Below are 21,603 nucleotides of genomic sequence, written 5' to 3' on the forward strand. Positions count from 1 at the left end.
CTCGACCCTTGGGTATCTCAGCCCTGCCGAGTTCGAAGCCCACCATCTTGCCAGACAGCCAGCCGCCGCTTAACTTGAAGTACGCAAAACCGGCACAACCTCAAGTTGCACATCGACGCTTTACCGGCAGTCTCTGCTCACTCGGCGCTCAACCCAGTCCTCTCTACGCTTAGTAGCGCGTCAATCCGGCAAGGCCACCGTACTCACTGACCAGTTTCTCTGCGTGTTCGCCGTACACCCGCTGAACCTCCAACCCGTACAGGGACTGCCACTGTGGCACCAGTTCCTCCAGGGTCACGCGTTCCATCAGACTGCCGTCCAGCGGGCTCTCGTGGACATTCTTCCGGCTGGTAAAGTAAGGCACCTCTGGATTGTGGCTGCGGTACAGGTGCAGTTGCGCGCCGTCCTCGGGAATGACGAGCAGGTGGATCCGGCCCTCCTGCACCATCTCGAGCACCCGTTCCATCTCCATCACGCCCTGCTCCTGCACCTGCTCCATCAGCCGGGTCTGGGCCCACTGGTGGTGCTCAGCCAGCAGGGGCATGAGCCGGTCGAGCAGCATCTGGTCCGGAGCGTCGCCGGTCCCCACCTCCACGTTCGTCTCCCCGATCACCTCGAAGGAAGTAACATCAGGAAGTTCAGCCCTGAACTCCGCGACCCGCGCCACCGGCCCGACCAGCGCGAGAAGGTTGACGCCCTGGTCTTTGAGCAGCTTCGAGAGCTGCTGCGCCGTATCGTTGTAAAAGCGCTGCTGGAGGGCGTCCAGGTGCCGCTGGAAGAACTCCTTGCCGCTGTCACTGCGCGGGCCGGTGCCCTGCGGCGCAAAGCCTCCGCCGTCCCAGGCACGAGCCGCGCCCGGTGCTCCCGGAACAGCGTGCGTGGACGCGGTCAGGTCATCGCGGTCCACATCGTCCAGAGCAGCGTGGGCTTCGCGGCGCAGTTCGATCAATTCACCCTGCTTCAGCACGAACATGCGGGCCCAGTCCCGGTCCACCGCCAGCACCCCGAGGGGCGGGTGGGCCTGTGTGGCGGAGAGCAGCATGCTGGGTAGAGGGTGACCGAAGTGGTAACGCTCGGGCAGGTCCAGCTGAACGTCGTAACGCTCGTCGAGATCTTCACCCAGCACGTACACGGCACTCTTGCCACTGGCTTCACGGGCCCGGGCGAGATCGGTCAGCAGGCGCTGACCCAGGGTCGGTGGAACGCCCAGGTCATTCAGAGCGCTTCGGACCCGGGTGGTGAGAGCGTCCCCATGATTGTCCGGATCAGCAGGATTGACGTGCACCACCGCCATCAGGACGGACTGGTCGGCAGGCAGGGCCTGAACGCGGTTGAAATCAGTTTGGGTGATTATAAAATCTCCTTGTGGCGCGATTCGTGATTTAAAGCTGCTGGTTGACCCGCTCCTCGGCGCCATCTGAATGTGAGTTCCAGCCGTGGGGTGCGGCCCCTGGGTTTTTCCACTCAGGCGCCTTGCACAGCTAAGTCCAGTGACCGGGCAGTCAGCACGGGAATAGGAGATTCGCGAACGATCTGCTGTGCCACCGAGCCGAACATCAGCCGCTCGAAGCCATCCCGCCCGGCCGTACCCAGCGCAATCAGGTCGTATGCGCCACTGCGCGCGCGTGCGAGAGCGACCTCGGCGGGGTCACCTTCCACGATCTCGCCCCCACCCAGACGGGCCAGCTGCTCGCGTGCCTCCTGAACCCACTCGCGGTTGCGTGCGGCGAGTGACGCGGCCGTGATGGCGCGTCCCGCTGGTGCAAGGGAGAGAGGCGCGGTTAGGGCAGTGGGTGATACGACATGCAGCAGGTGGGCGTTCGCATCAGGAAAGTACTGCTGAGCCGCGCTCAGGGCCTGATGCGCAGCCGACGAGAAGTCGGTCAGGACCAGGATCCGGCTGGCTGGCCCATGCCCGGCCTGACGGACGGTCATGACCGGACGCGCCGATTCCCGCACCACGCGCTCAGCGACCGAACCGAGCAGCATCCGGGACAGACCGCGTCGGCCACTGGTGCCCATGACCACGAGGTCGAAGGCATCACTCGCCGCGCGACGCAGAATCTCACTGGCTGGGTCACCGCCGTCTACCAGTTCACCGTCCCCAAGCGCGCGCAGCTGCTGCTGGGCTTCGTTTCGTGACGGTTGATCTGTACCTACCAGGACCACAGGACCGCCCAAAGATGACACTGTTTGAGGGACGGCAGGCAGGACGTGCAACAGGTGACACGCTGCGTGAGGAAAGAAGGAGCGTGCGGTCGCCAAAGTGGTCGACGTCATGTCGAGGGTGTCCAACGCAATGAGGACACGCGTGTTCATAAGCTCACCTCCTGAAGACGAGTGGCAGGGCGTGCCACCATCAGCCGGCAGCCACAGAAGCTGTACCGATCAGAGGTCGTCGTAGGCGTCATCCAAAGACAAGGGCGAAGCCCACCGACTGACTCCGCCCTGTCAGCGTATGGGCGCTGAATCCCTGAAGCCCTGCGGGCCTCTTTCTTCCCTTTGACCGTACACCACTCGTGTCATTCGTGCTTTGCAGGTTTCCTCAGTGTTACCTCAGGAAAAATGGTATTCAGACACCTGTCGAGACACTTGCGCTGGTCACCACGAGCGGGAAAGATACGTTCAAAGCTTCCGGACCGGATGGCGCCGGGAACGATCAGGGTCTTGGCCCTCAGACGTGAGTAGAGTGCGCCCACCTGCCCTGGAGGTCCGCTGCCCTGGGTTCAGCAGACCCGCGATCAGGGCAGGCACTGGCAGACGTGGCACCGGAACCTGATGAACGACCACGTGGTGCTGCTGTGTTCCATCTGGTCCGGATGGCCAGGCACTCAGCGCTTCAAGGGGGTCGTCAAGGTCACCTTCAGGCAGTCCCAGATGTTCACTCCATAGCGCCAGCCGCAAACTCCGGGCAAAGCCGCAGACGTCCACCGTTTGCCCCCCCATGCGTCCGGAGATCGTCTGGCCGTCCACAACCGCGAGGGCCAGTTCCGAGTCTGTGGCACAGCTGCGGCGGCTGACGTTCATCGAACCCACGATGGCAAAGCAGTTATCCACGACCAGCAGCTTTGAGTGCAGGTAGATACCGCGCCGGCGGGAACGCTGCCGAAGGTGAAACAGGTGGACGTTGTGCGGTGCTGCGGAACGAATCTGTTCAAGAACCTGATGGCGCAGCGTGTTATGAAAAGCCGCCACTCCAGGCAGTTCGTACACCCGGGTCATAACCAGCATGACCTTGACACCCCGGGCGGCCGCATCACACAGGCGTTCGGTGAGGCTACTGGGCCAGATCAGTTGATCCTCGATGTAGATATAGTGTTCTGCCTGCTCAATGGCCCGCTCATACGCCTGACGCAGGCTCTGATCTCCCTGAGGCGCGAAAGGGTACACACCGGAAGCCAGGGTGCGGAGTACTTGGACATGCTGCTGCCCACAGCGCTGACCCTCCGGTCGCGGAGTCCGGATGGGGCTCGGTGGCGCATCAAAGCGTCCCGGGAGCGTGCGGTCATTCCACCGCTGGGTGAAGTTGTCCCACACCTGCGTGGCGGCCTGCCCCGTTACCACGCATTGCACGTCGTGCCAGGACTCGAAGTCCCCTTGAAGCTCTTTGGGACGTTCCGCATGGACAGGCGTGTCCCACCGTCCACGGCACAGGTCGATTCCACCGACATACGCCTGCACCTGCTCTCCTGAGCGCAGCACGACCGCCTTCTGGTGATGCGAGCTCGGCACGTCCCGCCGCAGCCGCCCATCCAGTACGGCCTCTCCACCGTTCCGGCGCACCTGCCGAGCGAAGACCACATTGTCACGAAAGCGGGACAGAATCCATCCGGCTGGTGGAAAAGGAAACCGCCACAACAGGGCCCGCACCCGTACGCCCCTCGCACTCAGCCTCCCCAAGGTCGCGGCCAGGGTGGGGGACCCGGGCAGGTCAGGCCGCAGGCGTTCCGAAGCCGTCACTCTCCACCCGGAGAGGTGCACCTCGTCTCCTGCTTCCATTCTGTCCAGCTGACCAGCCAGGTGGGTGAAGTACGCCGCGCCGTCAATCAGGGCTTCAACCGCGTTGCCGCTGGTGTAATGGGGCGTAAGAGAGAGCTTGTCAGGCCCAAGAAACCAGTAATTTGGGTCAGTAACGGCCATGTGCTGCCCGATCCTCTTCGACCGCAGCTGTCACCTTCGGCAGGGCACCGGGCGCGATCAGTCCAGTGGCCTGCGCATGCTGCGCGGCAGAGAGACTGTCAGGGACCAGCTTCAGATCCACGCCTTCTGCCTCCAGTTCCCCGCGTAGCTTCACGACCTCCGTTTGGCGTCGACCTCCAGTCACGTTGCGGATGTAAATCGCGCGTACGCGACCTGGGAAGCGTCGTGCGGCCTCACGGTAAATTTCCGGGTCCTCCTGGCCGCTGTCGCCAATCAGAACGAAAGGCAGGTCAGGGTAGGTGGTCATCATCTGCTGGATGGCTTCCAACTTGTGGGTGTCGTGGGACCCCGCGAGGGTTTGCAGGTTCCAGTCGCGTAAGAGGAGTGGCCCAAGCGGCACCTCACGCTTGTTCAGGAACCGCCAGATAAGACCGTACAAGTTCCATGGGCTACTGGACACGTAGAACACCGGATTGTCCCCCCGGCCGTCCGGTCCGCGTGCCAGGGCATGGTACAGCTCACCGACGCCCGCGAAGGGCAGCCGGGTACGCGAGTTTTCAAACAGTACCGTTTCCAGCATCTGCCAAAGCTGGTGTGCTCTGGTCCGGATTACCGTGTCGTCCAGGTCAGAAATGATTCCGAAATCGGCTACGCCAACCACCCGCACCGGGACACTGCCGTGTTCTGCGTGGTCAGGCAGAGTGACCTGAGCAGTATGCCAGGCTGCACAGAGCGGTTCAGGCAGGGAGAAGCGCAGTTCAAAGTACCCCTCCCGACTCGTTGTGGCGCGCGCCTCCGTGCTTTTCAGGTACCCAACCACTGGTACTCCGCTCAACTCCCGACTGAGGAGACGCAGGATGATGCGCCAGAAGTTGAGCCAGGCAGAATCGGATGGCGTTCCAGGTTGGAAATCGTACTGACGCAGCACGCGACCTTTCACCGTGACAGCATGGGGCGTTCCAAAGCCGCAATAGGTCCGCAGATCAGGAGGTCCCGCCCGTCGCCAATGTTGCACGAGGGGGCCGAAGGTCTCGTCCAGCCCTCCTTTACCGGCTTGCAGGGCGTGCAGAAGTGCATGCTTCATTCAGCCACTGTAGGCATCGGGGGAAAACACCCTGCCAGCTTGTTATGTTTCATGAAGTCTGCACCCATTCATTCGTTCATCTCTCCCGCCACAGCGGGCAAGCATGACGTGTGCGCTGTGGCAGGAGTCAGGCCCAGTGGACCTGAGGCAGCACAACAATCAAACGCCCGCAGAGGCTGGCGGTGGATCATGTTGTCGTGTCAATTTTCAAGAAAGAGTACCAATCCTTGCAGTCGAGCATGTGTTTCAACATCCCTCACATTCATCAACACGTCCGGAAGATGAAAAGAATCGACACGGTGCCTGGAGGCACCGTGTCGAATGATTGAAAGTGTTAACGTCCAGCGTCTTTCGCGTCACGCTCACTGACGTTCTCATGCAGTTCGGCTTTGCCCCGGTCAACCATGCCTTTCCCTTTTTCCATCGTGCGGTCAACAGGATTGTCGGCCGTTTCCGCTTTAGCATCGTGAGCTTCAGCACGGCCCCGATCTGCCATCTCGTTCACCTTGTGTTTGGCAGCGTCGGCTGCATTTCCCAGACGCTCTCCAATGCTCTTGTCGTCTTCAGACATATGTTTACTTCCTATACCTTACTTTATTCCTCAAGGCTGGCGGGCGCCTCATGGTGACGCGACGGTCTGGAGGCCGCTGCTGTAAGTTGCCGGCTCAGCCACGTTCCTCCTGAAGTGTCACAGGCGAGGGATCGAGACTGGAGGCGCGAGCTCCCTGCGGATGTCTGTCAGGACAATGTGCTTCAACCCCCGGTACGCTGAACAGACCATGCTGACCGGCTGCCGACCCGCGCTCACTCTCCTCCTGACCGCCACCGCGTTGCTCAGCCCGGTGGCAGCGCAAACGCTGTACACCAGTAAAACGGCCTACAGCACCAGTGAAACGATCCGGGTCACATTCAAAGAGGTCCCGCTCGATCACGAGGTGGGTGGACCACGGTACGTGGTCGTCGTTCCTGCGTCGGCGCCGGACGCCCAGACCAGTGCCCTGGAAACGCAGTACCTGCAATCGGACCCTGACGGCACGGTCGTGTTCCGGGCACTTCAGCCCGGGACCTATCAAGCCCGCCTAAAGTACATGAGTTCAATGGGGCTGGTTCAGGCCCGCACGGCCTTTACTGTCGGTATGTCAAAAGCGGTTCCCACGCCACCGAACCCACGGCCTGCAGTGCCCGCCCCCACGCCGGGCGGTGCTCCGGTTCAGGTGCCCGTACCGGCTCAACCCGCAGGGCAGGCGATCTTACCAGCGAACCCACCCATGGGAGAGTACGCGGTGTACCAATGGAATGGTCCGGGTGGCTTCGTGTACGGGTACCGGTTTTCCCTAGTGGATTCGAAACGCTACCGGGTGCGTGACAACGAGTGGGGCACGTATGCGTACACTGCGTCGAGCAAGCGTCTCAAGTTCCTCACGGGTCCCTTGAAGGGCTTCGAGGGGCTGTATTACACCAAGGGGCGGAACGCGGATGGACCGACCATCGCACTGAGTCCTTCGGGGCCGGTGGTGAACCTGGAATCGCGAGCGAATGGGGCGTACCAGTTTGGGTTCTTCCGGCCAGGGGGAGTGAAGTAGGTTCCAGATAGACTGGGAGAAAGAAAGATGGAACTCAGGGCCTTGCCACAGGTGAGGTCCAGGACCCGCATGCCAGGACGCAGGTGCATGGACTCGCGCAGCCATTCCGTGAGCCCCAAGGCGTGGAAGCCCATTTCGTGCTGGACAATTGCTGCAGGATCATAGGCAGCTGACCGGGGGAACTGGGGAAGCTGCAACAGGTGCAATTGGGGACCAGAAGCTTCATCGGACATAGGTCCTCCGTGTATTGATCAGGCGGCCCGGGGCACTTGCCAGTTCAGCCCTACCGAAACTCCGTATACTCATTGAAACCGCCTTTTCTCAATTACGGGGAATAGCGGTTGACCCTCAGCAGCTGACACTTCGAGATTTTTGCGTTTCGGTGGCGGCCTTGATGGTCTGGAACCAGTTCCCGGCGACCAGGAGCGGCACAGCGCTTATCAAATGGATCACCGCAGTACCACCAGTCACCAGGTAAATGATCTGATTCCGTGGCGGAACAGGAAGAAAGGGAATGAAACCCGCCACCAGCGAGACCACCACGCTCGTCAGAATCACACCCATAAACGCTCGCTTTCCCAGGTCCGGCCGTCCCCGCCAGATGCCGAAGACCAGAACTCCCGCAGCGGCCAGAAGAACTAAGACAAGAATTGGATGCTGGAACGACTGAGCAGGAGACACATCAACAGCAGAACACAAGGACCAGCAGCATGATGCTGAACTTGCGTACGTCCTATACCGTCGCCAGCCCCGTGCCCTGCCTGTCGTGTCTGAGCAGAACCTGCCAGTCCTGTGCTGCGTGACTGACCATCCGCTCAGGGTGGAATCCCATGTTCCCGGCGAGCCGGAGTGACGGCGTATTCTCCGGCTGAATGATGCAGAAGGTGCTGCCAGGTTCCATCGCCGGGTCGGGTTTAAGGGGGCGGGGGCATAACAGCGACGTCAGCGTCGTCGATCTCGTCCAGCGCCCTGGCAATCCTGGCACTCATCCTGCCCCGGTGTACATGAACACGCGTATGCGTGCCGTCGAAAAACCAGCGGACCTCGCTGCCTTCATAGCGGCCTTCCGTCGCGCCAGGAGCGGTGGGAGGGAAGCCATACCGTTCCAGCCCCTCAGGTGCGCCTGGGACGTAGAAGTAGTATTCGTCGGTGAGGTGCCAGTGGTCCGTGTCATCGCCTTCGGTCCCGGTGGGGGGCACCGTGCCGTTGTCTTTGTTCATTCCTCACTGTGGCAGGTGCAGCGAGACTGGGCAAACAGGGATCTTCTGGTCGCTCGAGCGTGCTGCGCTGGTGCCCACGTATCGCTTCTATCTGGCGTGACGCGCCCCACATCTGCTTGCCCACCTCGTCCCTGACCCGGACAATAGGCAGGCACGCCTGACCTGACCGCTCTCACGACGACCGGAGCCCTCCATGACCTACACCCGCTCTGCTCAGCTGCTCGCGCCACTGGCCCTGACCCTCGGCACCGCCCTCGCTGCCGCGTCCTACCGCTCGGTGCATCTCACCCTGACGCACGGCGCCGGAGACCTGTCCATCACCCGGCACGACAACGCTTCGCCCACCCTGAAGGCTCCGAACGTGCGCGTGCAGTCCGGGGTCGCGCTGGTCAGCGCTGGACGCGAGGTCGGCGACTGGGCCCTCGGCCTGAGTCCTGCCACACCGGTCAGCCTGAAGGTCCGGCACAACGCCGGCGACATCCGCCTGGACCTGCGGGGTCTGAATGTGCCTTCGCTGGCCCTGACGCACACCACGGGCGACGTGAAGCTGGCGCTGGGCACCGCCGCAATGACCGGCACGGTCGCCATCGGCCAAGGTGACCTGATGATCAAGGTGCCGTCCAGCGTCGGCCTGCGTGTTCAGTCCCGCCTTGGCCAGGGCTACGTGAAGTTCCAGGGCCGCGCCCTCAAGGAGGGTTCACAGGTCAACGATGCCGCCCAGACCGACAATTACGCCACGGCCCACACCCGGGTCATCCTGAACGTCACCGTGGATACCGGCTCGGTCACGGTTCAGTAACCGCTCTGTCGTGGTCTGACGTGTCCCAATCTGAGATCAGCACGGGGGAATCCACAGCGGACGGGTGGGCGACGACCATAGAATGCAGACTCACACCCCCTGCCTTCTCCATCCCCCTCCACCCTATCTCCTCCCCCTTTCCCCTCCAGCGCCAGCCCTTTCCGGCATGGCCCGGGCAGCAGCACGGAAGGCACAGACCCAAGGCCGCGCTCCCCCTAGAGGTTGCGCCACCTCACCAGTGCGCAGTCGCCCGGTAGCCTGACCCTATGCCACTGGAACTCGTGCAGGCAGACATCAGTCAGGAGACCACCTGCGCCGTGGTCACGGCCGCAAACAAGGAACTGGCCGGGGGAGGTGGGGTTGACGGCGTCATCCACCGGGCGGCCGGACCGGAGCTGCTCCGGGCAATCCGAACACTGGGGGGTACCCCGACGGGCACTGCAGTGATCACCCCGTCGTTTGACCTGGCCCGTCAGGGCGTGCAGTACGTGATTCATGCGGTCGGTCCCATCTGGCGGGGTGGCCAGCAGGGAGAGGCCGCCCTGCTGGCTGGAGCGTACCGCGAGAGCCTTCGACTGGCTGTCGAACACGGGTGCGATTCCGTGTCGTTTCCCGCGATCAGTACGGGCGTGTACGGGTACCCGCTGCCGGAAGCAGCGGCGGTAACGCTGGAGACCATCCGGACGTTCCTGGCGTCTCACCCTGCCCTGAGGGTGCGTCTGGTGTTGCATGGGGCAGGAACGGTGAACGTTTTCAAGCGTGCGTTGAGTGAGCTGGAGCGGGCTAACACGCTGGAGTCGTGAAGATAGGGGGAGCAGGACTGAGTTGATTGGTGGGTGTACGGCACACGGCGCCTGATTTCGGCTTTCTCAACCCCTCCGGCTATGGCCCGGGCAACAGCAGGAAGAGCGCGGCCATCTGCTCCCAGGTTTTGCTCCGGCAGGCGTCCCGTAACGGCAGGTGAAGTTTCTCCGGAACGTTCTCAGGGATAGTGCCGTGCGCGAGCTTGTCCAGTGCTGCTAGCCCGAGATCGGTCGTGATACGCCGAGCGATAGCAGGGCCCACGCCTTTAACGAAGTGGGCGAGGTACGTCTCAGCGGGTTCAGTGCCACGCGCGATGATCTTCACAGTGCGCACGGCCATGCTGTGCTCGCGGGTGAGTTCGCCGTGACCCTGGAGGTAGTCGCCGGGTATGGCGGGTTCAGGGAGGGTACCGATCCAGGCGAGGGTGCGACCCTGGAAGTCGCGGATGACACCGCCGAGGGCGGTGCGTTCCTGCAGGAGACCGCTTACAAGCATGAGGGTTCTCGTCCTGGGGGATTCATGCCTTCTACGATGATGGGGCGCACGTGTGTCAAGCAAGGTTCAGGCTGTGGGGCGCAAAGAAGAAGGGAGCCTCGCGGCTCCCTCTGTGGGTTCAAAGGTTCTGGGGGTGACCCAGTGCTTTGTTCATGCCGTCAATCGAACTTCCTGCATCAGCCTCAGGAGCGAAGGCGTTTGCGGTGGTTCATGGCTTGAGCCTACTGAAGGATGGCCGACACATCTTCAAGGATCTTCACGTGCAACTCGCTGTCCGGCCACCGGGAAGCGAGGTCGTAGATTCCAGGCTTGTGGTTCATCGCGCCCTGTCCCGACAGGCTGGTGCCCAGTTGGTGGGCGTACTCCCACTTGATTCCGCTGGTCGACAGTTTCACCTGATGGCGGTCGCCACTGAAGGTGCCAGTGACAGAAAACCGGATGTTGGTGGTGCCGGAATCGGTGACCGACTGAACCACCTCGCCGGAAATGACGAGTTCCATTCCGTTTTTCAGCGTTGCGACTCTCGCGTAGATCCCGTCGTGCCGACTGAGTGTACCGGCGACCCGGGTCAGCACCGGTTTCAGGACCTGCGCCTGCCAGGCATCGAACTCCGCGATCTTGTTGTTGGGTCCGGCATAGGCAGGCGCTGAATGCGGCCTGGTCGGGGTCAGCAGCGAGGAAATGCCCGCCTCAAGCTGGCTGCTGGTCTGAGGAATCGGCTTATCCGTAGACTTGTTTCGGGGCCGCTCTTGAACCACGCTCTGAACACTGGCGTACGAAGTCAGCGTCGTCTTCACGGCGTTGTGGAAGGTCCGGAGAAACGCCTCCACCTGCTCGGGGGACACATCAAGTCGAGCCGCCAAGTATCTGATGTCCCGGGTATGGGTGTTGCACAGAATTCGTTGCTCACTCGAATCTCCGGTGACGCGGAAGTGACTGGTGAGTGTACCGGTGTAGGACATGCCCAGTTCCGTTCGGGCCTTCGTACCACTGGGCACGGGCACGGACCTGAACTCCCGCACTGTGTCCAGAGCGCTTTCCAGTCTGCGAATAAAACCGTCCTCAAATTCCCACAGCTTGCATTTCCCTCTCAGGTCACGGTAGCTGCTGGACATGGCGTAGAGCACAACCTCGACCGGTCTGTGTCGGCTGAGCAGCAGGGAGACCCGGTGCTGTTGTATCGACGTCAGCTCAACTTCAACTTCTGAAAACATAGCGGTCCCTATCGTCCAGATGGTTGACCGGCAGCAGGCCCAGCTCCTTGAAGTGACATTCGAAGGATGCTGCCCGCACTGAATTCTCGCCTGCGCCCTGGGTCATCCAGAAAGGGGACCCTCATGCAAGCACCACTGAACTACAAGCCAACCCGTACCGGAACCGCCACCCGCTCGCTCACCCTTACTGGCGGCGCCGTCATCGGCAGTCTGACCGCGCTCCTGCTGAGCCGGCAGGACAACCGCCAGTGCCTGTCCCAAGCCTTGGGCCGATCCCTCCGGAACTTGCGCGGCACCCTGGCCAGTGCAGTGCAGGTCACCTGGCCGCTGACAACGCTCAAAGCGTGGCTTCAGGCGTTCAGCACGGAGCAGCCACCCTGGTAGACACGGTGGCCGACGTGGCCCGACCCCTTCCAGGGGCACTGGCGGGCGGTGTCGGCGCTGTCATGCACACCCTGAGTTCAGCGGAGGACACCATGTGCAATGCCGCTCATGACGCCCTGCAGAACCACCGTCCATCACCGTCCCGCACCCCGGATTCAGCGCACCTTCGCGCCCTGGTGCAGACAGAAGTCAAGAACCAGATCGGCCGCCACCACCAGCAGCTGGAGCACCTCATCCACGAGCACTTCGACCAGCAGGACGCGGAACTCCGGAGGCTGGCCACCAGCCTGAATCACATGACCGTGGACGTCTGTGCCCGCCGGGGCGGCATCCCGTGGATTCTCCTGCTCCTGGCTGGGGGCGGGTACTACCTGGCGCGTCAACCCCAGGTTCAGGAGAAACTGAGGACCTACGCCGAGAAGCTCAGCCCGGACACCCGCAAGCACCTCCAGCAGGCCGGCGAGTCGTTGCATGAAGGGGTTGATCATGTCAAGAAGGGCGAAGATCCTCGCCCGGCCCTGCGTGACGCCATGCAGGAAACGCAGCAGGCTGTCGGGCAGGTGATGAGCCGCGTTCAGGAGAACGCTACGGGCGACCCGCCAGCAGCACCGGCCGACACCCACACCAGTGCCGTTGCCCCGAGTTCGCCGCCGTCCACCACTCCGACCCGTCCGGTGGACGCCCATTCTGGCCCCCAGGCGCCCGTGACTACGGATTCCAGGAACCACAAGAAGCTCATGTAAATCCCGGGAGCCTGCAGGCCAGTGGAGCGGGCGCGTCGTGCTCCCGCTCCACTCCCCAGTCGTGGGGAATCATCGCGCCTTGCCCCCGTTCTTTCGCCTGCAGGTGACTCATGATCACCAGAAGCGAGCCCGGTTTTAGCTCCACTCCTGACATCTGAAGGCATGACGCACAACCAGCAGCGCAGGACAAGGCGGTGACTGCATAAGTTTCTCTTCGCCTTCAGGATTTCGCTGACCACCACACGAGGGAGCCACATGCAGCAGAGGCACGTGAAGACGTTCGTGTTGCTCGTTGAAGACAACCTGCTCGACCTGGAACTCGCCCAGATCGCGTTGAAAGCCAGCGACATCTGCTGCGAAGTTCAGGTGGCTCAGGATGGCGCAGAGGCGCTCGATGCGCTCCGGCAGCAGCGGGTCCGGCCTACCCTGGTGCTGCTCGACCTGAACATGCCCAGAGTTAATGGTCTGGAGGTGCTGCGCGCCATGCAGGAGGACGAGGACCTGCGCCAGATCCCGGTCGTGGTCTTCACCACGTCCGCCGAACCGGTAGACCTGGCCGCCTGCCTGGCCGCAGGGGCCTTAGAATACCTTGTCAAGCCAGTTGACCCGGACGACCTGATCGTGATCCTGAACCAATTACATCAGCGATGGTTGAGCCCTGCCGCGGGATTATCGCCCGAGAACGGCTCATTCAGGATGCAGCTGGAATCAGAAACCTGAACCGTCTGGACGTGTCACCCTCCCGGGCCCCTCTGAACAGATCCTCCCGTTTACGACATGACGCTCTGACTACTCCGGCAGAGGACGACGGTATTGTCAGAAATGAAGCTGAAACGACCGCAGATGGGAGGGCCACTGAAAGCGTCGACCAGCAAAATGATGATTTTTTACGGGGGTCTGCTTCGAGGCTGGTTAACCATTGAAGTCACCCACCCGGAGCCGCAGAACTAACGTTCACAGGTCCTGCGGGCCGGGCCGGTCAGCGCGCAGGGTGACCAGTTCCTGCCGGATGGCCCGCAACTCGCTCTACAGGCTGACCACCTCTTTTTCGTCTGCCGGTGCCTGCTTCCTGTCCTGGTCAATGAACAGACTGGCGATGGCCGCCGTGATGTACCCGAACACCGCCAGCGCGTACAGGGCCAGCAGGAACGTGAGCAGGCGCCCCTCCAGGCTCACCGGCCAGTAATCCGATCCCAGTGAGGTCATCAGCATCGCCGTCCACCACAACGCTTCCGGGTACGTGTTCAACCCCGGCCTGCCGGGCGTCTCCGAGCGCTCGAAGGCCAGCATGCCAGCGGCGCCGCCAAGCGTCAGGATCACGGTCAGCAGGACCACGTAGCCCAGGCCCCGGTGCCGGACCGCCCCGCCCACGGCCTTGAGGCCCCGGTTCAGTGACGTCAGGAGCCGCAACAGGTTAATCGAGCGGGTCGCGCGCAGAAGCCGCAGGGCGCGGAAGGCCCGGAAGATCCTCAGGATGCGCAGGGCAGGCAGGAGCAACGAGAAGGCGGTCAGCAGGTTGGCCTGCAGGTAGCGCGACCGGTCGGGAGCCACGAGGAGGGCGAGGAGGAAGTCCAGGATGGACAGCCCCCAGATCAGGTTGCTGACGGTCTGCCAGAAGGGGGTGAGGTCCACGATCAGTAGGGCGAGCCAGACGAAGGCCAGCAGGGTCATGGGAACGTTCGTGAGGCGGTCGAGGCGCCGCAGGAGTTCCCAGCGTTGATGCTGCTGCTCGTGCTCCGAGGGGGGAACGGTCACGCCCGCAGCTTAACGGGACCAACCACTGGCCTGGGAGCAGGAGCAGCACCTGGGCTGACGTGAAGCCCGCAGGCTCAACATCAGGGCCGGGGTCAGGTGCAGCCATTCCTTGTCGGCGCCTCGCCCGTCAGCAGACCTGCCGCCCAGGTCACGTCGCCCCCCACCGTGACCAGCGGGATGAACACTCAGCCATGAGTGCTCCCACCCTGGATATGAGAGGCTGGACAGCCAATGAGACCGTCCGTCCGGAGTTCAGGGACCACCGCAATGACCCAGGTGGCTGCGTCGTGGTCGCCGTTCCGGCTGGGCATGACCGCCCTGGCCCTCCTGTTCACGCGGATGGTCTGGGGCGCGTACCAATTTCAGGTTCGAGAACTGACCACTGACCTGCCCGGGCTCACCCGCCCCGTGCGTGTCGTTCACCTGACGGACCTGCATTACGGCGCGCTCGTCCCGTCCTGGCAGGTCTGGCGGTGGGTTCGTACAGCGAGTGAGGCGGATCCGGACGTAGTGGTGATCACGGGCGACCTGGTGGACGAGCACCAGCCAGGCCGAGATGTGGCGGGACTGCTGCGGCCCCTGCAGGCCCTGCGCCCACCCTTGGGCGTCTGGGCAGTCTGGGGCAACCATGACCACCTCCGCTTTCCCGGTCACCTGACGTCGTTCGAAACTCAACTTCAGGCCGCCGGCGTGCAGGTCCTGTGCAACCGCGGTGTTCTTCTGCGCGATGACCTGTACCTCGCGGGCGTGGACAGTCTCCTGAGGGGGAATCCTGACGTGGAAGGGGCCTTACAGGCGCGTCCCCGGGCGGGCGCGTGCCTGCTCCTGAGCCATCACCCGAACGTGTTGCCCAGTGTCCCACCGGACCGCGTGGGCCTGGCGTTGTGCGGCCATACCCACGGAGGTCAGGTCGCGGTTCCAGGGCTCGCGTGGCTATACCGGCACACGCCGTGCGGGTCCCGCTTCCTCAAAGGCTGGGTAACGGCACCGGTCCAGGCGTACGTGTCAACTGGTGCCGGAGTGAGTGGCGTTCCATTCCGCTGGGGTGCTCACGCGGAAGTCGTCGTGCTGGATCTGCGTCCAGGCTGAACGCTTCACGGTGCCCGCGAGGACAGGGAAAGCCCGCTGGGCCCAAAGGAGTCCCGCACCAGGCGCGTCCACCCGGAGGGTGGAGGGGCGGAGCCTGCCGACCACTCAGATGTCAAAGCAGATGAACCGGCAAGAATGAGGCCGGGGATGAGTGTTCAGTTGCGCCGCCTTGAACCCATTCTCGTGAGCCGGGGATAATCGCTGTACGACGCTTCATGTGTCAGACAGGTCAGCCACTGGTGGGATGGTCATGATCCATGCACTGTGCCGAGTCTCCTGCTGGTCCGCGCGTTATCCTCCACCCGGTCCTTAGCTGAGGATCTGGGTGATCAGGAGGCGTTGCGCCGCCTGGACGTCATACACAGACGGCCCCAGCCGTTACTGGTCGATGAACAACGGTACGTCCTCCATGAAGTGATGGCGATCCACGAGCACCTCAAGACGAAGATGACGGATGATCACTCCGCTGCTTCTTGAGCTTTCCACGCTGTGAGGGTGTGCGCCGGACTAGCCGTCGCTGCGAAATCAGCTGTTACGGAGGCTGACGGAGATCTGCCTTCTAAAGGAAAGGAACGCAGATCAATCGTTTACCGCCTCACTTCATTCGTTCTGGTCGGAAACAGGGAAGAAATCCATAGGGCGGATCTTCTGGGTGTAGAGAGGCGTGTTCCTCCGCGCCATTGCACGTGTCTCATCGGCTTCGTGATGGTGCCTCAACGCGCGGGTAGGGCCAGGACCCGGCGCCCGTTCCGAACCCGGAGGACCTGCCGGTTCCTGAGGAGAGACTTCCCCTGGAAGCGCCTTCGGCGGACTCCTGGGGAGACACGGACGGGTGGTCGGATGACGGCATTCCCACGGATGAGGTGAGTCCATGGGAAGAAGACCTGGGCGGAGGATCCCCAGGGACCGCACCTGAAGAAGACTGGACTTCAGAGCCGTCATACGGCCGTCCTGAAGAAGAACGTTCCTGGGAGGACTTCTGGCCAAGCGGCTGAGGGTGGCGCGCTAATCCGTTCCGGGGAGGGTGAACTGTCACACCCGCATCTGGACAGGCGGCTTGTGGGATAACGTGCCCTATGGACATGTGGCTGTCGGTCTTGCAGGACCTTCTGACGCCGCAGGGCGGCTGGTCCGTGGAGTTCCTCGTACGCGTCATCCTCTCGGTGGTCCTGCTCTACATACTGGTGATTTTTATCGCGCGCGGCTTTGGCGCGCGCACATTCGCGTCCTTCACTTCCTTCGACTTCCTGATCAACGTCGCGGCGGGCTCACTGGTCGCCAGTTCGATCATGGGCCGGAACCTCACTGAGGGCGCACTCGCCCTGCTGTGCCTGGCGCTGCTGCAGTGGGCCACCTCCTTCCTGAGCGCCCGCTCCCAGCGTTTTCACGACGTGGTGGACAATCCCCCGGTGGTCCTGATCGAGTACGGCCAGTACCGTGAGGCGGTGATGCGCCGGGCACGCGTCTCCAGACAGTCCCTGGAACAGCAGCTGCGCAGCCAGGGGGTCAGTGATGTGGCGCAGGTGCGGTTGGCCGTCCTGGAGTCGGGTGGCAGTGTCTCTGTGGTTCAGGGAACCGAATCCAGACACCCCGGCACGTTTCCGCGTCGCGCGGATTGAACTTCCGCACGTTCCTCACCGCTGAACCGTCGACCTGGGTGGGATTGCTTCTGATCATGAACATCCACCGCTGAGAGCCGGTAGCCATGGAGGCCTGCTCCGACGGGGTGTGATCACCAGAAATTCAAAGCGGACCGGATTCACCCTGCCCGCCTGCTGCGCAAGTTCCTCAGTTTGGCATTGCCTCCCTGACATAGTCGAACACGACAGCCACACCCTCTAGATGGTCGTTCACGACTATCGGGTTCTCCGGGTGACCCACCACGATTTCGTACCCTGCTTCTGGCAGCGCCCGGCCACCGACCTCCAGTTCCATATCAGAGACACCGATATCCGCCGGGAACGACAACGTGTAGTGGTTGAACGCGAGGAGACCGTGGTAACTCCAGTTCTCGGCGTCGGTCAGAGTGCCTCCACTGGCCTCAATCTGCTCCCGTGCTTGATTCATGACGTCGTGAACGTAACTTTTTGCTTGTTCCCTCTGCTGAACCTTCTTCAGGTGCCGGACGCGTGCCTCATTCACCAGTTCCGCGAAATCTGCCATTTCTCACCTTCTCCGAGAAGTTGACCTCGCCAGAGCCTGCGGTCACCGTTGGAACTGCAAGTCGACCCGGGCTCGGTTGGTGGACCTTCTCGCTTGGAGTTCAACCGTCAACCGCTCATCGCCTCGTGCAAATCGGTATGTCGCCTCGGTGGCGCCTTCCCGCGTATCGCCGCTCTCGATAAATCCCTGCGAGATGAAGAACGGAAGCTAGAAGGCCGTGAGCTGCGACAAGGAAAAGTCACCATAAAACTGCAGACTGACGACGCCGTTGCGGTAACTGGCGAGATCAACAGGAACGTCCGCTGGAGGGGTTAGGAGCAGACGTCCGCGTTCTGCCTGCATGGTCTTCAGGTCAACGGGGCGGCGTACACCTCCAGGTCGAACGGCAACTGACTGACCATCAGACGTTCTGGAAGATTCCCGTCCCGGAAGCGGTACAACGCCTGCGTCACTTGCTCAGCGACCTGGATGATGCGGACCTCCAGGAGACGTTCATTGCGTCGCAGGAGCGCTTGCGCCCTGCCTTCCCCAAGCCAGGACCTGAACGTCAGCTCAAACCCCTGGCGTTGCAGTTGATCCACGGCAACCTCCAGCGCGTGACGCGCATTCAGGTTGTCGCGATAAGACAGCAGCGCCGACTGGGTGCCGGCGTCATATTTAGCACCGAGCACCCTGGCTCCAGAGCGAGCGCTCAGCTGCAGGCGGGATTCGTCCTTCTGCGGCCGGGATTTAGCCCCTGAATAGAGGCCCCAGGGCAGGCCAAGCGTGGTGCCTGAGAGCAGGCGTTCATGGTTCATCTGGGCGAAGGCTGAGCCTGGCACCAGACTTAACATCAGCAGAGCGAGACGCATCATAGAAACCTCCTGGTCTGGGTTGTGCGTTTGGCGCGCTCCTCTGAACGGCTTGGGGAAACGAAGCGCAGAGGAGAAGTGACAACATGCGGATTGATCTCAAGTCGCTGATCCTGTGCCTGCTTGCGAAGCACTGGACGAATCAGGTAGGTGCCAGGTGCCGCTCCTTCAGCTTTGAAAGTTATGGCAAACTGTTAATGAGCTTGTCGTAGGCGTATTTCGCGGCGTCATCCTGCTGTTGCCAGAGACTCAACAGGGTGAACTGCTGCTTCAGCAGGAGTTGCTGACCGTTCTTCCGTTCGAAGATCAGCTTCAAATCGAGTTTTCCCCAGGGAAGCAGAACTTTTGGAGCCTGGATGACAGGAGTGACCGTGATCACATCCTGGCCTGCGGGTGTCGTGCCCACTGTCGCTTTGGGGTAACGGCGTTTCAGCGAACCGGCCAGGTCATGACGCATGGAGTTGAGCACGATCGTGCGTTGCTGCTCGGTGAGGCCCTTGGGCTTCCCTTCAATCCGCGGGGGAAGAATGATGTACTGCGCGCCTGCCATGGCGGAGGTACTCCACGTTGCGCTTTCCTGTGCTGTGGGGAGAGCCCCTGCCGGCAGGAGCATGGCACTCACGCTGACCATCACCAGGGAGGACCAGACGACCCGGAAGGCTTGAGGCCAGGTCTTGCGCACTCTGATTCCGGCAGAGGTCATTCGACGTTCCTGGCAGCAAGGTTCAACACGAGTTCACGTGTCTCGCCATCACGCTGAATCATGAGTTCGACCGTTCCTCCACCCTGCTGGGAAACAAGTGCCGTCTGGATGTCCTGCAGGGTCGTGACCGGTTGTCCGGCAATCCTCGTGATGACGTCACCGCCCATCAGGAGCGCTGCCTCCCCCAGTTCAAGACGCCGCAAGCCGCCTTGAAGTCCGGCACCCGCCGCAGGGCTTGCTGGGGAGACCTCCTGCACCAGCACACCATCATCCGGAAGGTTGAACTCCTGACGCACCTCGCCTGGCAGCAACGCGACTGGAATGCCCGTGACGCCAATCCGGGGTACGTTGACTGTTTCTCCTGCCTTGAGGCGTGGCAGGATCGCCTTAGCAGTATTGATCGGGATGGCAAATCCAACCCCGGCGTTCTGACCCGTACCGGAGGCCGCCGTTCCTGGGGAAAGGATCATCGTATTGATCCCGATCACCTCAGCAGCACTGTTCAGGAGCGGGCCGCCTGAGTTCCCGGGATTGATGGCCGCATCAGTCTGGATGCTGTTCTGCGGGATGCCGTTGATGCCGGTCGGAACCACCCGGTTCTTGGCTGAAACGATGCCCTGAGTAACGGAGAATTCCAGGCCGAACGGAGACCCCATCGCGATGGCTTTCGCCCCGACTCGCACCTGATCACTGTCGCCCAGCTCCAGTGGGTCGTACAGGTCGTCGGGGATGTCTGTGGTCTGAAGGAGCGCCAGATCGTACTCGGGAGCCACACCGACAATCCGGGCCGGGAATTCTCTCTTCCGGTCAGGCAGATGCACGGTCACTTGCTGGGCTCCTTCCACCACGTGGAAGTTCGTCAGAATGAATCCCTGGTCGTCGACAAAAAACCCGGAACCCGTGCCCGTGACATCCTGGCCGGAGGCGTCTTCGCCTGCTTCGCTGGAGTCCATGCCGGTCCCGGGCATCTGGTTGCGACGCGTGATGAACACCACCCCGTTCTGGCTCTCGTCTGTGACTGAGATGGTGTTCTCCTCGTACTCCAGAGCCGCTGATTCAGCGGGTGCAGAAGCAGGGACTGAGGCAGTCACGGGAGTGCGTTGACTGGTCTGCTGTTCGCAGGCACCTAAAAGGATAGTGACTGCAAGCAGACCTGGTGTGAAAGTACGTAGCACAATTCACCTCCAAAAGTGAATGTGGTCATAGGAATTTGGAACTCTGATTGCGTTCGGCAGCACAGCACGATAAAATTTTGGTGTTTTCTGTACAGTGTAATATCTTTGAGTCATGGCTTATATCTACAATGCCAGCCTTTATTGTTAATAACAAAGCCTTACATCAGTCATGGGCTCATCTGCAGCGACAAGTCGAATATATCTGCCATGGATGATTCCAGACACCAGAAAGTATTTTGTCCGCCTAAGCAAGTATTCAGCTGGGATTCAGCCCAACATCTAATTCGGTTCAAGAAGCCCGTGCTGGACCGTTACATCCCGCCATGTATCTACCGTTATCCACTCCTGATCTACTTATTGTTTTGCGAGAAACCTCACCCTTTATAGATAACCACACTAAATTGATAACACCTTTTTCCGCTCTGCATTTAGTGTGGAGTGATGAATAGCTCTGGGGAAACGAAAGGCCATCAACCTGACCCCACCTCTTGGATGAAAGTACTGGCACGTCTCGGCTATTTCGTGAAAGGAATGGTTTACATCACGCTTGGCGTGCTCACCGCCAAGGCGGCAATCCTGGTGACGATCCACCCGCCAGGAACCCGTGGCGTTCTCGAAATGATTGGGGAGGACCTGTTCGGACAGGTAACCCTGGCCATCACCGCCGCTGGCTTGTTCGGGTACGCCCTGTGGCAAGGCTTCCGGGCCACTGTGAACCCCGAGCGGTACCCCCGCACCCTGAAAGGGGTCGCCAAGCGCCTCGGTCTGCTCCTGAGTGCAGGTGCCTACGCCAGCCTGACCTACTTTGCAACCGTCCTGGTCCTGTTCGATAGTCCAGACCGCCAGAACCTGAATGCCGAGGATGACTGGACAGAATGGCTGCTCTCCCTGCCCTTCGGACAGCTCCTCGTCGGACTTGGTGGCCTCGTCGTGGTGGCTGTCGCCCTGAACCTGTGCTACGTGGCGTACTCCGGCATGTTCATGAAGCGTCTGGAACTGGTAGGCGGCCATGAAACGCAGCGGCGCCTCATCACGACCATTGGCCGCCTTGGCATCGCTGCACGAGGCCTGGTGATCGGAATCGTCGGTATCTTCTTTATTCAGGCCGCGTGGGATTTCAGTCCGGAGAGAGCAGGAGGGCTCAGGGAAGCCCTGCGGGCCGTGGAGAATGGTCCATATGGACAGTGGCTCTTAAGCTTCATAGCGGTCGGGCTCGTCGCCTTTGGCCTCTACGAGTTGCTTCGCAGCCGGTACCGGAGGATCCCAGTGGACACGTAAATGGGCCACCCGCCGCTCTTCTCTCAATCACCTAGAGGGCCCCATGGTGTCAACGGTCCAGGAATTACGTGGCCCATGACCTGAACTCGGGGCAGAGTCCAGAGTGCTACTTGTGGTCGTCCT

Annotated in this window: 23 protein-coding genes; 9 read left to right on the forward strand and 14 right to left on the reverse strand. The window is 61.7% G+C overall.

All coding sequences use genetic code 11. The features are described 5' to 3' along the window. Positions 1 to 169: 169 nt before the first annotated feature. The 5 genes from IEY49_RS18730 to IEY49_RS18750 all read right to left on the reverse strand — a co-directional run bounded on the left by IEY49_RS18730 (position 170) and on the right by IEY49_RS18750 (position 5,795). Complete coding sequence (locus IEY49_RS18730; RefSeq protein ID WP_229780907.1) at positions 170 to 1,294, reverse strand: VLRF1 family aeRF1-type release factor; 1,125 nt, start codon at positions 1,292 to 1,294, stop codon at positions 170 to 172. A gap of 170 nt (positions 1,295 to 1,464) precedes the next feature. After that, positions 1,465 to 2,319 carry a universal stress protein gene (locus IEY49_RS18735; protein ID WP_189011575.1) on the reverse strand — a complete coding sequence of 285 codons (855 nt, stop codon included), beginning with the start codon at positions 2,317 to 2,319 and terminating at the stop codon, positions 1,465 to 1,467. Positions 2,320 to 2,625: 306 nt separating this feature from the next. Then, positions 2,626 to 4,140 (reverse strand): phospholipase D-like domain-containing protein, encoded by a 1,515-nt coding sequence (locus IEY49_RS18740; RefSeq protein ID WP_189011577.1) that lies wholly within the window; start codon positions 4,138 to 4,140, stop codon positions 2,626 to 2,628. Continuing rightward, on the reverse strand, positions 4,127 to 5,224 hold the full coding sequence (locus tag IEY49_RS18745; protein WP_189011578.1) for an App1 family protein phosphatidate phosphatase: 1,098 nt from the start codon (positions 5,222 to 5,224) through the stop codon (positions 4,127 to 4,129). Before IEY49_RS18745 ends, IEY49_RS18740 begins: the two co-directional genes overlap by 14 nt. Positions 5,225 to 5,558: 334 nt before the next feature. After that, the gene (locus tag IEY49_RS18750) at positions 5,559 to 5,795 is read right to left on the reverse strand and encodes a hypothetical protein (RefSeq protein WP_189011579.1); all 237 of its coding nucleotides are present in this window, start codon (positions 5,793 to 5,795) and stop codon (positions 5,559 to 5,561) included. A gap of 208 nt (positions 5,796 to 6,003) precedes the next feature. Between IEY49_RS18750 and IEY49_RS18755 the strand changes: the two genes are divergently transcribed. Further along, on the forward strand, positions 6,004 to 6,807 hold the full coding sequence (locus IEY49_RS18755) for a hypothetical protein (RefSeq protein WP_189011580.1): 804 nt from the start codon (positions 6,004 to 6,006) through the stop codon (positions 6,805 to 6,807). 348 nt (positions 6,808 to 7,155) lie between these two features. Here the strand turns inward: IEY49_RS18755 and IEY49_RS18760 are convergent, their stop codons facing one another. Together IEY49_RS18760 and IEY49_RS18765 are read right to left on the reverse strand one after the other, a co-directional pair. After that, entirely contained in the window at positions 7,156 to 7,488 is a 333-nt protein-coding gene (locus IEY49_RS18760) for a hypothetical protein (RefSeq protein ID WP_189011581.1), read from the reverse strand. 233 nt (positions 7,489 to 7,721) lie between these two features. Continuing rightward, on the reverse strand, positions 7,722 to 8,027 hold the full coding sequence (locus IEY49_RS18765; protein WP_189011582.1) for a hypothetical protein: 306 nt from the start codon (positions 8,025 to 8,027) through the stop codon (positions 7,722 to 7,724). Positions 8,028 to 8,220: 193 nt separating this feature from the next. Between IEY49_RS18765 and IEY49_RS18770 the strand changes: the two genes are divergently transcribed. Both IEY49_RS18770 and IEY49_RS18775 read left to right on the forward strand, forming a co-directional pair. Then, positions 8,221 to 8,826: a toast rack family protein gene (locus tag IEY49_RS18770; RefSeq protein WP_189011583.1), complete on the forward strand. Its 606-nt coding sequence runs from the start codon at positions 8,221 to 8,223 to the stop codon at positions 8,824 to 8,826. Positions 8,827 to 9,092: 266 nt separating this feature from the next. Then, the gene (locus IEY49_RS18775; protein ID WP_189011584.1) at positions 9,093 to 9,629 is read left to right on the forward strand and encodes a macro domain-containing protein; all 537 of its coding nucleotides are present in this window, start codon (positions 9,093 to 9,095) and stop codon (positions 9,627 to 9,629) included. Positions 9,630 to 9,708: 79 nt separating this feature from the next. Here IEY49_RS18775 and IEY49_RS18780 read toward each other — a convergent pair whose 3' ends face one another. Continuing rightward, positions 9,709 to 10,125, reverse strand: coding sequence for a hypothetical protein (locus tag IEY49_RS18780; protein ID WP_189011586.1), 417 nt, complete (start codon positions 10,123 to 10,125; stop codon positions 9,709 to 9,711). Positions 10,126 to 10,346: 221 nt separating this feature from the next. Further along, entirely contained in the window at positions 10,347 to 11,240 is an 894-nt protein-coding gene (locus IEY49_RS18785) for a hypothetical protein (protein WP_189011587.1), read from the reverse strand. A gap of 222 nt (positions 11,241 to 11,462) precedes the next feature. Here IEY49_RS18785 and IEY49_RS18790 point away from each other — a divergent pair, with 222 nt between their 5' ends. The 3 genes from IEY49_RS18790 (at position 11,463) to IEY49_RS18800 (ending at position 13,186) form a co-directional block, all read left to right on the forward strand. Continuing rightward, positions 11,463 to 11,723, forward strand: coding sequence for a hypothetical protein (locus IEY49_RS18790; protein ID WP_189011588.1), 261 nt, complete (start codon positions 11,463 to 11,465; stop codon positions 11,721 to 11,723). Next, positions 11,684 to 12,466 carry a hypothetical protein gene (locus IEY49_RS18795; protein ID WP_189011589.1) on the forward strand — a complete coding sequence of 261 codons (783 nt, stop codon included), beginning with the start codon at positions 11,684 to 11,686 and terminating at the stop codon, positions 12,464 to 12,466. The genes IEY49_RS18790 and IEY49_RS18795 overlap by 40 nt, the downstream gene beginning before the upstream one ends. A 270-nt stretch (positions 12,467 to 12,736) precedes the next feature. Beyond that, positions 12,737 to 13,186: a response regulator gene (locus IEY49_RS18800; RefSeq protein WP_229780908.1), complete on the forward strand. Its 450-nt coding sequence runs from the start codon at positions 12,737 to 12,739 to the stop codon at positions 13,184 to 13,186. Positions 13,187 to 13,492: 306 nt separating this feature from the next. Here the strand turns inward: IEY49_RS18800 and IEY49_RS18805 are convergent, their stop codons facing one another. Beyond that, positions 13,493 to 14,221 (reverse strand): ion transporter, encoded by a 729-nt coding sequence (locus IEY49_RS18805; protein WP_229780909.1) that lies wholly within the window; start codon positions 14,219 to 14,221, stop codon positions 13,493 to 13,495. Positions 14,222 to 14,488: 267 nt separating this feature from the next. On the opposite strand from IEY49_RS18805, the gene IEY49_RS18810 reads away from it, so the two are divergent. Beyond that, positions 14,489 to 15,310, forward strand: coding sequence for a metallophosphoesterase (locus tag IEY49_RS18810; protein WP_229780910.1), 822 nt, complete (start codon positions 14,489 to 14,491; stop codon positions 15,308 to 15,310). Between the two features lie 1,082 nt (positions 15,311 to 16,392). After that, on the forward strand, positions 16,393 to 16,929 hold the full coding sequence (locus IEY49_RS18815; RefSeq protein ID WP_229780911.1) for a DUF421 domain-containing protein: 537 nt from the start codon (positions 16,393 to 16,395) through the stop codon (positions 16,927 to 16,929). 169 nt (positions 16,930 to 17,098) lie between these two features. Here IEY49_RS18815 and IEY49_RS18820 read toward each other — a convergent pair whose 3' ends face one another. The 4 genes from IEY49_RS18820 to IEY49_RS18835 all read right to left on the reverse strand — a co-directional run bounded on the left by IEY49_RS18820 (position 17,099) and on the right by IEY49_RS18835 (position 20,118). Further along, positions 17,099 to 17,473 (reverse strand): hypothetical protein, encoded by a 375-nt coding sequence (locus tag IEY49_RS18820; RefSeq protein ID WP_189011592.1) that lies wholly within the window; start codon positions 17,471 to 17,473, stop codon positions 17,099 to 17,101. A 347-nt stretch (positions 17,474 to 17,820) separates the two neighbouring features. Then, the gene (locus IEY49_RS18825) at positions 17,821 to 18,327 is read right to left on the reverse strand and encodes a hypothetical protein (RefSeq protein ID WP_189011593.1); all 507 of its coding nucleotides are present in this window, start codon (positions 18,325 to 18,327) and stop codon (positions 17,821 to 17,823) included. Between the two features lie 178 nt (positions 18,328 to 18,505). Next, complete coding sequence (locus IEY49_RS18830; RefSeq protein WP_189011595.1) at positions 18,506 to 18,946, reverse strand: hypothetical protein; 441 nt, start codon at positions 18,944 to 18,946, stop codon at positions 18,506 to 18,508. Between the two features lie 77 nt (positions 18,947 to 19,023). Beyond that, positions 19,024 to 20,118 (reverse strand): S1C family serine protease, encoded by a 1,095-nt coding sequence (locus IEY49_RS18835; RefSeq protein WP_229780912.1) that lies wholly within the window; start codon positions 20,116 to 20,118, stop codon positions 19,024 to 19,026. 576 nt (positions 20,119 to 20,694) lie between these two features. Between IEY49_RS18835 and IEY49_RS18840 the strand changes: the two genes are divergently transcribed. Then, on the forward strand, positions 20,695 to 21,480 hold the full coding sequence (locus tag IEY49_RS18840; RefSeq protein ID WP_189011596.1) for a DUF1206 domain-containing protein: 786 nt from the start codon (positions 20,695 to 20,697) through the stop codon (positions 21,478 to 21,480). The last annotated feature ends 123 nt before the right edge of the window (positions 21,481 to 21,603 follow it).

This window comes from Deinococcus malanensis (genome assembly GCF_014647655.1).
In the GTDB taxonomy this organism is placed as follows: Bacteria; Deinococcota; Deinococci; order Deinococcales; family Deinococcaceae; genus Deinococcus; species Deinococcus malanensis.

Bases quoted from the DNA above. Each gene is read 5' to 3' on its own strand.
- IEY49_RS18730 (WP_229780907.1), bottom strand. From the start codon at position 1,294: ATGGCGGTGGTGCACGTCAATCCTGCTGATCCGGACAATCATGGGGAC.
- IEY49_RS18735 (WP_189011575.1), bottom strand. From the start codon at position 2,319: ATGAACACGCGTGTCCTCATTGCGTTGGACACCCTCGACATGACGTCG.
- IEY49_RS18740 (WP_189011577.1), bottom strand. From the start codon at position 4,140: ATGGCCGTTACTGACCCAAATTACTGGTTTCTTGGGCCTGACAAGCTC.
- IEY49_RS18745 (WP_189011578.1), bottom strand. From the start codon at position 5,224: ATGAAGCATGCACTTCTGCACGCCCTGCAAGCCGGTAAAGGAGGGCTG.
- IEY49_RS18750 (WP_189011579.1), bottom strand. From the start codon at position 5,795: ATGTCTGAAGACGACAAGAGCATTGGAGAGCGTCTGGGAAATGCAGCC.
- IEY49_RS18755 (WP_189011580.1), top strand. From the start codon at position 6,004: ATGCTGACCGGCTGCCGACCCGCGCTCACTCTCCTCCTGACCGCCACC.
- IEY49_RS18765 (WP_189011582.1), bottom strand. From the start codon at position 8,027: ATGAACAAAGACAACGGCACGGTGCCCCCCACCGGGACCGAAGGCGAT.
- IEY49_RS18770 (WP_189011583.1), top strand. From the start codon at position 8,221: ATGACCTACACCCGCTCTGCTCAGCTGCTCGCGCCACTGGCCCTGACC.
- IEY49_RS18775 (WP_189011584.1), top strand. From the start codon at position 9,093: ATGCCACTGGAACTCGTGCAGGCAGACATCAGTCAGGAGACCACCTGC.
- IEY49_RS18780 (WP_189011586.1), bottom strand. From the start codon at position 10,125: ATGCTTGTAAGCGGTCTCCTGCAGGAACGCACCGCCCTCGGCGGTGTC.
- IEY49_RS18785 (WP_189011587.1), bottom strand. From the start codon at position 11,240: ATGTCCAGCAGCTACCGTGACCTGAGAGGGAAATGCAAGCTGTGGGAA.
- IEY49_RS18790 (WP_189011588.1), top strand. From the start codon at position 11,463: ATGCAAGCACCACTGAACTACAAGCCAACCCGTACCGGAACCGCCACC.
- IEY49_RS18810 (WP_229780910.1), top strand. From the start codon at position 14,489: ATGACCCAGGTGGCTGCGTCGTGGTCGCCGTTCCGGCTGGGCATGACC.
- IEY49_RS18815 (WP_229780911.1), top strand. From the start codon at position 16,393: ATGTGGCTGTCGGTCTTGCAGGACCTTCTGACGCCGCAGGGCGGCTGG.
- IEY49_RS18820 (WP_189011592.1), bottom strand. From the start codon at position 17,473: ATGGCAGATTTCGCGGAACTGGTGAATGAGGCACGCGTCCGGCACCTG.
- IEY49_RS18825 (WP_189011593.1), bottom strand. From the start codon at position 18,327: ATGATGCGTCTCGCTCTGCTGATGTTAAGTCTGGTGCCAGGCTCAGCC.
- IEY49_RS18840 (WP_189011596.1), top strand. From the start codon at position 20,695: ATGAAAGTACTGGCACGTCTCGGCTATTTCGTGAAAGGAATGGTTTAC.